We start from the raw sequence: 12091 nt of genomic DNA, 5'->3' as shown, positions 1-12091 counted from the left end.
CCGGACCGATTGCGACAAACCCACCAGCTTACAGATCGAGGGATCCCATGCAGACTTTGAAAAACGGCTTGTTCGGCGGCGTTCTGGCAGGGGCTTTCCTCGTATCCGGCGCAGCGGGGGCGCAGGCCGCTCCCAGCGTGGTCACCACCATCCAGCCGGTTCACAGCCTGGTCTCGGCGGTGATGGAGGGCGTGGCAACGCCGGAACTGCTCGTCGAGAGTGGAGGCTCGCCGCACAGCTACAGCCTGCGTCCCTCCCAGGCGCGCGCCCTGGAACAGGCCGATGCGATCGTCTGGGTGGGTGAGGGGCTCGAAACCTTCCTGCAGCGCCCGCTGGAGGCGCTTGGTACCGATGCACGACTGGTGACCTTGTCGGAGCTGCCCGACGTGCAGCTGTTGGAAACACGCAGCGGCGGCAGCTGGGACGACCATGCGCATGGACCCGAGGGACATGCCTCTCGCGCAGGCAACGACTCTCATGGCCACGACGGAGAGACCCATGATCATGCCCACCACCACGAGGACGGCCATCATGATGAGGCCGATGAGCACGAGCATCATGACCATGATGAGGCACATCGTCACGACGGGGCGCATGATCAGCATGACGAAGGCGGTCACGGGAACGGGCATGTGCACGGCAGTCTCGACATGCACATCTGGCTCGCCCCGGACAACGCACGCGCCATCCTGACCGGGGTGCGCGATGCGCTGAGCGAGCTGGATCCCGGCAACAGCGAGCGCTATGAGGCGAATACGCAGGCGGCCCTGGAGGAAGTGGACAGCCTGGAGACCGAGCTGCAGTCGCAGCTGGCCGAGGTGGTGGAGCGACCCTACATCGTTTTCCATGACGCCTATCACTATTTCGAGGAGGCCTTTGGATTGAACGCGGTGGGGGCGGTCTCGCTCAATCCCGCACGCCAGCCGAGTGCGCGCAGGATGGCCGAATTGAGGGAGAAGGTGGAGCAGCTGGACGCCGTCTGCGTTTTCCGCGAGCCCCAGTTCGAGCCGCGCCTGGTGGCCAGCCTGGTCCAGGGGACCTCCGTGCAAACGGGCGAACTCGATCCGCTGGGTGTGGGCCTGGAACCAGGACCGCAGGCTTACTTCGAGCTGATGCGCAGCCTGGGCGACGACATCAGCGCCTGCCTGCGCGGAAACGGCTGAGGTGCCGGCTCTTCCACTTCGCTTCAGCGGCGCTTGAGGCGTGTTACCAGTCGATTCTTCCGGGAAGCTTCAGCTTTTCGCCTTGTCGAGGCTGCAGCCGCACAGCGGGCAGGAAAGTGAGGCCAGGACGGTGTCCAGGTTCGCGTCCGAGGTTTCGACCTTCTGCTGTTCCATCATCCGCGTGACCTCGGATATCAGTTCGGCATGGTATGAGGCATGCGACGTGCTGCAGGTCTCGAGATAGAGGGCTTCATTCTCAGGGGACAGCGGTTGGCGCGAAAGCGCCTCGACGCGCAGCGGCACGAGAGCACTGCTCGCGAGCCCTGCCAGGCCGAGCGAGATGGCACGGCGTCGATTCAGTTTCATGAACGGCCCTTTTGCTGTAGCCTTGAGAGACACAATATAACAGCTTGCAAGAAGGCTGAAGCGCGGAGACGTCGGAGATGACGTAATCGATGCGCTTCGCCAACAACGAATGTCCGGCCCACCGGGAAAGCCCGGGGCTAGAGCGAAGAAAGCAGGGTAGACTGCCATGACGCTTGTCAGAAGTTTCTTGATGAAAGCAGCCCGCCGAGCCGCAACGGACCCGCGTGTTCGCGGCAAGGCCAAGGAAGTCTATCAGACGCAGGTGCAGCCCAAGTTGACGGAAACCAGCCAGGAGCTGCGCAAGGACTGGCAGGAGCAGGCCTCGCAAACCAAGCCGTCGGAGAATCCGATGCGCTTTGCCGGCCGCATGACCGGCCGCATGAAGAAGCGTTTGCGCGGCGATGAGTGACCCATCTCCGCAGCCCGTGAAGACCTGAGGGAAATCCAAACCAACAGCGGCGTCGTAAGATCCTCTGAAAGCACGGCGATGCGGCCTGTGCTGGAGTGACGGGACACGACGATCCGGCATTGATTGGCGGCCCGTTCTCCATCGGATAGGAAGGACAGCCGGCCATGTCGGGTTGCAGGATGGTTCAAGTGGCTGCCGATGCCCGGCGCTGGGGTGCTCTCGCCCTGATGCTGACCCTGGTCGTGGCCCCCGCTTTCGCGGAGGTGCCCGAATCGAAGGCCCTGAAGTTCCAGGTCCAGCGTGACGGAAGCGACATCGGAACCCATACACTGCGCTTCGAGGAGAAGGGCGAAGAGCTTCATGTGCATGTGAACATCGAGCTCGAGGTCCGCATCGCCTTTGTCCCGGTCTATACCTACAGCCACCGCAATCACGAAGTCTGGCGCGATGGCCGTCTGGTTTCGCTGTCCAGTGAGACCGACGACGACGGCACCACCTATCGCGTCGAGGCCGAGGCCACCGAGGAGGGACTGCAGGTCGAGTCTAGCGAAGAGGGCAGCTTCACGGCGCCGGCGGATATCCTGACCACGAGCTATTGGAACCCGGAGGCCATGGAGCGGGAGCAGTTGCTGGACACCCAGTACGGCCGGATCGTGGACCTGGAAATCGAGGAACGGGGCCGCGAGTCGCTGGAAACCCTGGAAGGCTCCGTCCAGGCCACGCGCTATTCCGTGAGCGGCGACCTGGACATGGACATCTGGTACGACGTGGACGGTCAATGGAGCGGCCTGGAATTCCAGGCCCGCGGCGAGCCCGTGCGCTACCTGCGTGCGCCGGTCGACTCCGCCTCCGCACCGAACTCCTGAGCCGCTGCAATGATCGCGATTGCCGGCAAACGAGCCTGGATCACCGGCGCCAGCAGCGGCTTGGGCCGGGAGTTGGCGCTGCAGATGGCACGTGATGGCTGGAGCGTCGCCGTTTCGGCCCGCTCCGCCGAAAAGCTGGACAGCCTGGTGGCCGAGGCCGAAAGCGCTTCCGGGCACATTGTCGCCTATCCACTGGACGTGAGTGATCTGGATGCCGTGGGCCGGACGGTACAGCGGATCGAGAGCGAGGTGGGGCCCATCGACCAGGCGGTGCTGAATGCCGGCACGCACCAGCCGACCCCGGCCCATGACTTCAAGGCGGCGGATTTCCGCAAGCTGGTGGACTTGAACCTGATGGGCACCATCAATTGCCTGGAAATCCTGATTGCACGCTTTCGAACGCGACAAGCCGGCCGGATCGCCGTGGTGGCCTCGGTGGCCGGCTACACCGGCCTGCCCCAGGCTTCTGCCTATGGCGTGACCAAGGCCGGGATGATCAATCTCTGCGAGGCCCTGCGGGTGGAGCTGGCGCCCGACAACATCACGGTGCAGGTGGTCAATCCCGGCTTCGTGCGCACGCCGCTGACCGACCGCAACGACTTTCCCATGCCCTTCCTGATGGAGGTCGAAGCTGCCGCCCATGCTCTCTACCGGGGGCTCTCGCGCGACAGTTTCGAGATCACCTTTCCGCGGCGCTTCACCTGGATGGTGAAGCTGTTGCGCGTCCTGCCCTATCCGCTGAAATTCGCCGTGACCGCGCGCATGGTGCGCCGTGGGCAAGAGGGATCGTCATGAACATCGCGGAACGCACTGCTTCCGTCGGGCGCTATGTCGCCTTCTTCGAGTCGCTGTCGCCCGACACCCTCCCGGAGTTGTCCCAACATGTGACGGACGACGTTCACTTCCGCGATCCCTTCAATGACTTCACCGGGCGACCGCGCATGGAGCGGGCCTTCCGCCACATGTTCAAACTGCTGGACGAGGTGCGCTTCGAGGTGCTGGACGTGGCGCACAGCGACACGGCCGCTTACTTGCGCTGGACCATGGTTTACCGGCGCAAGCAGGGCCCCGAGCGGCGCATCGAGGGCATGAGCGAGATCGCCCTGTCCGAGGACGGGCGTGTTAGCGCCCACATCGATCACTGGGATGCCGCCGGGCAGCTCTACGAGCGGCTGCCGGTGATCGGCGGCATTTTGCGCAGCCTGCGCAGGCGTTTGCAGGTGGATTAGGCCGGTAAGGGGCCTGCCCCGTCAGCCTGCTGCGGGGACGGGTGCCGTCAGGGCCTCCTTCAGGTCGGCGATGATATCCTCCACCTCTTCCAGCCCGACCGACAATCGGATCAGCCCTTCGGTGATGCCGTGAGCGGCGCGTTCCTCGGCGGTATAGGTCGAGTGGGTCATGCTGGCGGGGTGCTGGATCAGGCTTTCCGCATCGCCCAGGGAGACGGCCCGCCGGATCAGCTGAAGCCGGTCCATCATGGCCTTGCCGGCCGCGTGCCCGCCCTCGAGCTCGAAGGCGATCATCGCGCCGAAACCGGGCATCTGGCGGCGGGCCAGGGCGTGCTGCGGGAAGCTTTCCAGGCCGGGGTAGTGAACTGTCGTCACCGCAGGATGGCGCTCGAGCATGTTGGCCACTTCCATGGCGTTCTCGCAATGCCGTTCCATGCGCAGCTTGAGGGTCTTCAGACCGCGCAGGACCAGCATGGCGTTGAACGGCGCCATCACAGCCCCGGTCATGTCCTTCATGCCGATGATGCGGACCTCGCCCATGTCTTCCGCTCCGCCGACGGCGAGGCCGCCGACCAGGTCGCCGTGCCCGCCCATGTACTTCGTTGCCGAGTGGACCACGATGTCGGCGCCCAGCTCGATCGGGCGGGTGAGCACCGGGGTGGCATAGGTGTTGTCCACCACCGTTTTTGCATCGTGTCGCCGGGCGATGGCACAGACCGCGGAGATGTCCACCAGCCGCATGTTCGGGTTCGCGGGCGTTTCGAAATAGACGATTCGCGTGCGGGACGAGATCGCGGCCTCCAGTGCTGCCGGGTCGGTCAGGTCCACATGGGTGACGGTGATCCCGAACTTCTCCAGTCCGTGCCGCATGAAGGCGAAGGTGCAGCCGTAGAGCGTTTCGTCGGTGATGACCTCGTCCCCCGGCGCCAGGAAGGTCCAGAGGACCGAGGTGATGGCGCCCATGCCCGAGGCGAGCGCAAGCCCCGCTTCGGCGCCTTCCAGCGCCGCTACCCGCCGTTCGAGCAGGTCCAGCGTGGGGTTGGAAATGCGTGAATAGACATGACCCTGGGCCTCCCCGGCAAAGAGGGCAGCCCCGTGCTCGGCCGTCTCGAAGGCGAATGTGGAGGTCAGGTGTAGCGGTGGCGTCAGGGCGCCCTCGTTGTCCTGCGGATCATACCCGAGGTGGATGGCGCGGGTGGCGAAGCCGGCGGGCTGGGTCGGGTTCATGGGGCTGTCCCTTCGATGCTGTCTAGGGGCAGTATTGCAGGATTGCGCTGGCGAGTGCTGCCAAATGATGTCAATAATGTGCTCTGTAATAGTGGATTTCACTAACTGGAGCGTCGTTTGAAGTCACTTGATGCCAAGGATTTCCAGATCATCCGGGAGCTGCAGAAGGATGCCCGGCTGACGAACACCGACCTGGCCGCCCGGGTCAACCTGTCGCCCACGCCCTGCCTGCGGCGGGTCCGACTGCTGGAGGAGGCCGGGGTCATCACCGGCTATTCGGCGAACGTGGCGCCCCGGGCCTATGGCCTGACGATCACCGCCTTCATCCGCATCTCGCTGGAGCGGCATGATCACCATGTCGTGCAACGATTCGAGGAACGGGTGCGCAGCATCGAGGAAATCCTCGACTGTCACCTGCTAACGGGGGAGGCCGACTACCTGTTGCGGGTGATGGTCGCCGATCTCGAGGCCTACGAGGAGTTCGTGCGCTCACGCCTGCACGCCATTCCGGGGATCAGCTCGATCACGACGAGCTTCGTCTATGGCACCGTCAAGTCGTCCCGGGTCTTCCCCAGGCCCGAAGGCTGACGGGCGGGGCCTGACGGCCTCTCAGTCTGGCTACTGGTTGCCCGTGCGATCTCCAGGAACCCCTCGATATAGGGCGTTTGCGCGTCTTCGCGGCGCATTCCGATATGGATGCTCTTGTCCATGCCCGCGGGGCCAAGGCGAAGTGTGTGAAGCTCCTCGCCGCCCGGCAGTTCGCGCAACAGCCAGTCCGGAATGGCACTGACGCCGCGTCCCGTCGCGATCATCTGCAGCATGAGTTCCGAGGTTTCCACGGTCCTGTGGCGTCGCGGCAGGCAGCCCGCGGGCACCAGGAAGCGCGTGAAGATATCGAGGCGTTCGGTGGCTACCGGATAGGTGATCAGGGTCTCGCCGTTGAGGTCTGAGGGTTCGACCTCGCTCTTCGAGGCCAGCGGATGGTCCGGCGCCACCGCCAGTACTATCTCGTAGTCGAAGACCGGGACGTACATCAGGCCCGGACGCTCTATGGGATCGGGGGTGATCAGCAGATCGATCTCGTGCCCCAGCAGGGCGCCCAGGCCACCGAAGCGAAAGGCGCTGGTCACATCCAGGTCCACGCGCGTCCAGGTTTGCAGATAGGGGTTCGCCACGCGCATCAGCCACTGATGGCAGGGATGGCATTCCATGCCGATGCGCAGGACCCCGCTGCGTCCGGAGGCATAGTCCTCAAGGGCCGTCTCGGCATGCTCGATCTGCGGCAGCACGCGCTCGGCCAGGGCCAACAGGTAGGTCCCCGCCTCGGTCAGCCGGACACCGCGACCCTGCTTCTCCCAGACCGAGACGCCGAAGCGCTGCTCGAAGCGGCGCATGGCATGGCTGACCGCCGACTGGCTGAGGCAGAGCTTGTCGGCGGCGGCCGTCAGGCTGCCGCTGCGGTAGATTTCACGCACGATGGCGAGATGCTGGATATCGATCATGATGCATGACTATTCATCATTGATTGATGAAAACAAGCCATTTTTTGTCATGCGTCGCTTTCCCTATGTTTCTTCTTAACCGAAGAAGAAGGAGACAGTGATGATACAGACAGCAAATCTCGGTTTTCCCCGGATCGGGGCCAGGCGTGAACTGAAGAAAGCGACCGAAGGCTACTGGAAGGGCGACCTGACGGCCGAGGAGCTCCTGGAAGAGGGGCGGAAGCTGCGCGCCCGGCATTGGCAGCTGCAGAAGGAGGCGGGGATCCAGGTCATACCCTCGAACGACTTTTCCTTCTACGACCAGGTGCTCGACGCCGCCGCCATGGTGGGGGCGGTGCCCGACGGCTATGACTGGAGCGGCGGCCCCGTGTCCCTGGACAGCTACTTCGCAATGGCCCGCGGCACGCGCGGTCGTGCCGGCGGTGACCTTCAGGCACTGGAAATGACCAAGTGGTTCGATACCAACTATCACTACATGGTGCCCGAGTTTACGCGCGACCAGGCTTTCGCACTGTCCTCGACCAAGCCGATCGACGAGTTCAGGGAAGCGAAGGAGCTGGGCATCCACACGCGCCCGGTGCTGATCGGACCCGTCAGTTTTCTCCTGCTCGGCAAGAGTAAGGAGGAGGCGTTCGATCCGCTGACGCTGCTGTCCGGGCTGATCCCGGTCTATGTCGAGGTGCTGAAACAGCTGGCGGCAGAGGGGGCCGACTGGGTACAGATCGACGAGCCTTGCCTGGCCCTGGATCTGGGCGATGCGGCTCACGACGCATTCAGGTCCGCCTATGCCGAACTGGCCAGGGCGGACACCGGTGTCCGCCTGATGCTGACCTCCTATTTCGCAGAGCTGGGCGACAATCAGGGCATGGCGCTGGGCCTGCCCGTCGACGGCCTGCATCTGGATCTCGTGCGGGCGCCGAATCAGCTGGGCGAGGTGCTGGTCCAGGCTCAGAGGGATCTGGTTCTGTCGCTCGGCGTTATCGACGGGCGCAATGTCTGGCGCAGCGATCTGCCGGCGATTCTGGAGCGCATCGAACCCGTCGTGGCCGAGCGCGGCTCCGATAACCTGGTGGTCGCCACCTCCTGCTCCCTGCTGCATGTGCCTGTCGATCTGGAGCTGGAGACCGAGCTCGACCCCGAGCTGAAGTCCTGGCTTGCCTTTGCCACGCAGAAGATCGACGAGGTCGCCATCCTGGGACGGGCGCTCAACGAGGGGCGCGCTGCCGTGGAGGAACAGCTTGCCGCCTCCGCCGACGCTGCCGCGGCCCGCAGGACCTCCCCGAAGATCCATGACACGGCCGTCAAGGAACGCGTGGATGCCGTGACGCCCGCCATGGCCAGGCGCGCGCACGGTTTCGCCGAGCGACGCCAGGCCCAGCGGGAACTGCTTGAGTTGCCCGCGTTTCCTACCACCACGATCGGCTCCTTCCCGCAGACGCAGGAAGTGCGCCGGGCCCGGGCCGATCATGCGAAGGGCGTGATGGATGATGCGGCCTATCGGGACTTCCTGCGCCACGAGACGGAAGCCGCCGTTCAAAGGCAGGAAAGGATGGGGCTCGACGTCCTGGTTCACGGCGAGTTCGAGCGCAACGACATGGTGCAGTATTTCGGCGAGCAGCTGTCGGGCTATGCCTTCACTCGCCACGGCTGGGTGCAGAGCTTCGGCTCGCGCTATGTGCGCCCGCCGATCCTCTATGGCGACGTCGCGCGGCCGCGGCCGATGACGGTGGACTGGTCGAGCTATGCCCAGTCGCTGACGGACAAGCCCATGAAGGGCATGCTGACCGGGCCGGTCACCCTGCTGCAGTGGTCCTTCGTGCGTGACGACCAGCCGCGCGAACAGACCTGTCGCCAGATCGCCCTGGCGCTGCGCGACGAGGTGTCTGACCTGGAACGGGCCGGCATTCGCATCATCCAGATCGACGAACCGGCCTTCCGCGAGGGCCTGCCGCTGCGGCGTGCCGATTGGCAGGATTATCTTGAGTGGGCGGTGGACTGCTTCCGGCTGTCGTCCTCAGTGGTGGCGGATGAGACCCAGATCCACACCCACATGTGCTATTCGGAGTTCAACGACATCATCGACTCCATCGCGGACATGGATGCGGATGTGATCTCCATCGAGACCGCCCGCTCGAAGATGGAGCTGCTCGAGGCGTTCACGACCTATCGCTACCCCAACGAGATCGGGCCGGGGGTCTATGATATCCACGCGCCGCGCTGCCCGAGCGTTGAGGAAATGGCCGATCTGCTGGCCCGGGCACGAGAGCGCCTGGCGCCCGATCAGATCTGGGTCAATCCCGACTGCGGCCTGAAGACCCGCTCGTGGGAGGAGGTCGACCCGGCCCTGACCAACATGGTCAAGGCGGCAGAGCAACTCCGCGCGGGCGGCAACTAGGCTCCCTCCGTCCGATGCCGGGGTGCGAGGCGGCTGGGATCCCTGTTCCCGGTCGCCTCACCTGCCTGCCTATGCATCGCGTGGCAAGGCGACGCCATAGGTTTCGGCCAGGCGCGCGAAGGCCGAGCTCGTTGCCGGGTCGAGCGGAACACCCTCTCTTATCCGGCGTTCGGCTTCTGCCCATTCGCGGTCTCCCGGGGCCATGACGCTGGCCCCGCTGCGCGGTGCAGAGCTGCGCAGAACCTCCAGGTAGCGCGCCATGCCCCCCTCGAAGGTTGCCGTGTCGACGAAGGCATCGGGCTTGAGTGCCAGGACGAAGGCGCCGAGGCCGCGCGGCGTGCTGAAATCCGGCCCGCCCATGGGGGCGATGTCGAAACTGAGCCGCATGCCGGTCAGCACGGCGCTGAAGATCTCGACCAGGCCCGCCAGGCCCGCACCCTTGAAGCCCTGGCTGCCGCCCAAGGGTGCCAGCATGGATGCGGCTTCCGGGTCGCGGGTGTCCTGGCCCTCGGCATCCGAGGCCGTGTGCTCCGGCAGTTCCTGGCCCAGGCTCTTGTACAGCTGGACGCGATTGTAGGTAATCGCGCTGGTCGCCATGTCGAGCAGCCAGGGCTGGTTGTCCCCCGAAGGAACGGCACAGGCGATGGGGTTGGTGCCGTGGAAGGGCGCCGCCCCGTCGTGCAGCCGCATGAAACTGTCGGAGTTGCAGGTGGCAACGCCGATCAGGCCGGCCTCGGCGGCGGCAAGCGCGTAGGCCCCGGCCGGCCCGAAGTGGGAGCTGTTGCGGATGGCAACCGCCCCGATCCCGCTTTGCCCGGCCAGGCGGATCGCCTGCTCCATCCCATAATAGGCCGCACGCGCCCCATGTCCGTTATCGGCGTCGAGGGTGGCGATCGCGCCGCTCTCGTGCGTGAGTTCCAGGTGGGGACGAGGATTGACCCGGCCGTGAGTCAGGGCCGTCACGTAATGGTCGAGCAGGCGCACGCCGTGGCTGTCGACCCCCAGCCGCGTGCCATGCATCATGGCCCGAGCGGCGGCGTCCACGGTCGCGTCGTCGGCGCCGGCTGCTGCCAGAACCTCGCGACAGAAGCGCTCCAGGTCGCTCAGCGAAACGGGCCCGAGAGCTTCGTTTGACGTTTCCTCGCCTTTGGTCACGGTGTCAGACCTCCCTCAGCCTTGGGGCAGGAATCAGGGGTCACCCCCGTCTCGTGCATCATGTCTTTCAGGCGCTCCGTCATCGGACCTCCCTGTTGCCCTATGCCGTTGTCTGCACGATACATTTGTGCTGGCAGGGTGCAATGGAGAATGCCAGCGCGTGCTGGCTGAGAGTGGGTGACGACAAGGAGGCACGAGTGGCTCACGAGTCGAAGGAGGTGGACTCAGGTACGGTGGTGCAATTCCGCGACCTGCAGGACGCGGATCTCGCGCAGGCGCGCCAGTTGTCCGCTGCCGAGGGCTGGCCGCACCGAGAGGAGGACTGGCGCTTCATGCTGCAGCTGGGAGAAGGTCTGGCGGCCTTCGATGGCGGGCAGCTGATCGGCACGGCCCTGGCCTGGCCGTTCGGCGAAGCCGTCTCGACGGTGGGAATGGTGCTGGTGCATTCGCAGCGCCGGGGCAGCGGCCTGGGCAAGGCGCTGTTCACGCGGCTGATGGCGCGCATCGGCGCGCCGACCGTCCTGTTGCATGCCACGGACCAGGCCGTGCCGCTCTATCGCGCCTTCGACTTCACGCCCGTGGGGCAGGTGCGGCAATGCCAGGGTGAAGCACCGCAGCAGGGCTTTGCCCTGTCCGAGGACATTTCCGCTGTGCGCCCTCTGGAGCCGTCTGCCCTGGACGATATCCTGGAACTCGACGCCCGGGCCACCGGCGCGGACCGCCGCGACCTGCTGTCCGGGATCGCCCGAATGGGCCGCTGTTACGGCCTGCACGGCGAGAAGGGCCTGCGCGGCTATGCCGTCAGCCGGCCGTTCGGACGCGGCGTCCAGGTCGGCCCCGTCGTGGCCGACAGTGACGCCGGCGCCGTCGCGCTGGCCGCCGCTTGCCTGTCGGAAGTACCCGGCGGCTGCCATCTGCGCTTCGACGTCCCGGCCGAGAGCCCCCTGGCCGACTGGGTCCAGCGCCGGAGCTTGCCGGCCGTTGGTCTGGTCACCCGGATGCAGCGCGGCCCCGATCCCCTTGACGGCCGCGAGGGCGCCCTCAAGGTGCATGGCCTCGCCAGTCAGGCCCTGGGGTGAGGGATGCCTTGTGACAGTGCGTCAGGCGATCCGTCACCCATCCAGCAGGATCGAGATGGTCGTGGCGACCAGCAGCAGGGCCACCGTGACGTTGAAGATCCGGGCATAGAGCGGCTGGAAGAGGAAGCGCCTGAGGACCATGCCGCCGGCCGTCCAGACCGAGACGCAGGGCACCGAGACCAGCACCATGACCAGTGCGGCGAGCAGGATGTTCAGCCGAAAGTCGGCGGTTGGCACATAGGCTGCCACGGCGCTGGTGGTGATCGCCCAGGCCTTGGGATTGACCCACTGGAACACGGCACTGCCCAGGAAGCCCAGCGGCGGGCGTTCGTCGCCGTCGCTGCGCAGCGGCCCGCTGTGCGCGATCTTCCAGGCCAGCCACAACAGGTAGGCCGCGCCGGCCACGCGCAGCAGGTCGTGGAGCAGCGGAAAGGCTTCGAAGGCGGCGCCTAGACCCAGGCCAATCATGATGAGTTGCACGGCAACGCCCACCGCGATGCCGGCGACCAGGGGCATGGAGCGCCAGAACCCCACCTTGACGCCCGCAGCCAGGGCCATCGCGTTGTTGGGGCCGGGAGTGCCGGTCATCACGATGCAAAAGACGATATAGGGCAGGAGAACGGTCAGGTCAGTCATGCCCGCAAGAATAGCGGTAGGTTCATTGCATATGGTTGCTTTCTCACGAAGAATGAGAGAAAAT

At 65.4% G+C, this 12091-nt stretch carries 13 protein-coding genes; 8 read left to right on the top strand and 5 right to left on the bottom strand.

Translation table 11 applies throughout. From position 1 onward, the window contains the following. Positions 1-47: 47 nt before the first annotated feature. Positions 48-1163 carry a zinc ABC transporter substrate-binding protein gene (locus tag ACFOW6_RS14315; RefSeq protein ID WP_382423080.1) on the top strand — a complete coding sequence of 372 codons (1116 nt, stop codon included), beginning with the start codon at positions 48-50 and terminating at the stop codon, positions 1161-1163. Positions 1164-1232: 69 nt separating this feature from the next. Here ACFOW6_RS14315 and ACFOW6_RS14310 read toward each other — a convergent pair whose 3' ends face one another. Further along, a complete protein-coding gene (locus ACFOW6_RS14310) occupies positions 1233-1529 on the bottom strand; it encodes a hypothetical protein (protein ID WP_382423079.1) in 297 nt (98 codons plus the stop codon). A 190-nt stretch (positions 1530-1719) separates the two neighbouring features. On the opposite strand from ACFOW6_RS14310, the gene ACFOW6_RS14305 reads away from it, so the two are divergent. The 4 genes from ACFOW6_RS14305 (at position 1720) to ACFOW6_RS14290 (ending at position 4033) form a co-directional block, all read left to right on the top strand. Then, a complete protein-coding gene (locus tag ACFOW6_RS14305) occupies positions 1720-1938 on the top strand; it encodes a hypothetical protein (RefSeq protein ID WP_382423078.1) in 219 nt (72 codons plus the stop codon). A 164-nt stretch (positions 1939-2102) separates the two neighbouring features. Then, the gene (locus tag ACFOW6_RS14300) at positions 2103-2804 is read left to right on the top strand and encodes a DUF6134 family protein (protein ID WP_382423077.1); all 702 of its coding nucleotides are present in this window, start codon (positions 2103-2105) and stop codon (positions 2802-2804) included. 9 nt (positions 2805-2813) lie between these two features. Continuing rightward, a complete protein-coding gene (locus ACFOW6_RS14295; RefSeq protein ID WP_382423076.1) occupies positions 2814-3599 on the top strand; it encodes an SDR family NAD(P)-dependent oxidoreductase in 786 nt (261 codons plus the stop codon). Further along, positions 3596-4033, top strand: a complete 438-nt coding sequence (locus ACFOW6_RS14290; RefSeq protein WP_382423075.1) for a nuclear transport factor 2 family protein — start codon at positions 3596-3598, stop codon at positions 4031-4033. Before ACFOW6_RS14295 ends, ACFOW6_RS14290 begins: the two co-directional genes overlap by 4 nt. A 21-nt stretch (positions 4034-4054) precedes the next feature. Here the strand turns inward: ACFOW6_RS14290 and ACFOW6_RS14285 are convergent, their stop codons facing one another. Next, positions 4055-5260, bottom strand: coding sequence for a methionine gamma-lyase (locus ACFOW6_RS14285; protein ID WP_382423074.1), 1206 nt, complete (start codon positions 5258-5260; stop codon positions 4055-4057). 117 nt (positions 5261-5377) lie between these two features. Between ACFOW6_RS14285 and ACFOW6_RS14280 the strand changes: the two genes are divergently transcribed. After that, a complete protein-coding gene (locus tag ACFOW6_RS14280) occupies positions 5378-5848 on the top strand; it encodes an Lrp/AsnC family transcriptional regulator (RefSeq protein WP_382423073.1) in 471 nt (156 codons plus the stop codon). Here the strand turns inward: ACFOW6_RS14280 and ACFOW6_RS14275 are convergent. After that, a complete protein-coding gene (locus ACFOW6_RS14275) occupies positions 5800-6762 on the bottom strand; it encodes a LysR family transcriptional regulator (RefSeq protein WP_382423072.1) in 963 nt (320 codons plus the stop codon). The two genes, ACFOW6_RS14280 and ACFOW6_RS14275, sit on opposite strands and share 49 nt — an antisense overlap. Positions 6763-6862: 100 nt before the next feature. On the opposite strand from ACFOW6_RS14275, the gene metE reads away from it, so the two are divergent. Beyond that, the gene (gene metE / locus ACFOW6_RS14270; RefSeq protein ID WP_382423071.1) at positions 6863-9157 is read left to right on the top strand and encodes a 5-methyltetrahydropteroyltriglutamate--homocysteine S-methyltransferase; all 2295 of its coding nucleotides are present in this window, start codon (positions 6863-6865) and stop codon (positions 9155-9157) included. 69 nt (positions 9158-9226) lie between these two features. On the opposite strand, the gene ACFOW6_RS14265 is transcribed toward metE, so the two are convergent. Then, the gene (locus ACFOW6_RS14265; protein WP_382423070.1) at positions 9227-10312 is read right to left on the bottom strand and encodes an Ldh family oxidoreductase; all 1086 of its coding nucleotides are present in this window, start codon (positions 10310-10312) and stop codon (positions 9227-9229) included. A 143-nt stretch (positions 10313-10455) separates the two neighbouring features. Between ACFOW6_RS14265 and ACFOW6_RS14260 the strand changes: the two genes are divergently transcribed. Then, positions 10456-11391: a GNAT family N-acetyltransferase gene (locus ACFOW6_RS14260; RefSeq protein ID WP_382423069.1), complete on the top strand. Its 936-nt coding sequence runs from the start codon at positions 10456-10458 to the stop codon at positions 11389-11391. Between the two features lie 33 nt (positions 11392-11424). Here ACFOW6_RS14260 and ACFOW6_RS14255 read toward each other — a convergent pair whose 3' ends face one another. Continuing rightward, complete coding sequence (locus ACFOW6_RS14255; protein WP_382423068.1) at positions 11425-12027, bottom strand: LysE family translocator; 603 nt, start codon at positions 12025-12027, stop codon at positions 11425-11427. Positions 12028-12091: the final 64 nt, after the last annotated feature.

The organism is Fodinicurvata halophila (assembly GCF_042651425.1).
Classification (GTDB): domain Bacteria; phylum Pseudomonadota; class Alphaproteobacteria; order Kiloniellales; family DSM-21159; genus Fodinicurvata; species Fodinicurvata halophila.
The sequence above is the reverse complement of the archived record's forward strand: the minus strand, read 5'-3'. Positions and strand labels throughout refer to the sequence as shown.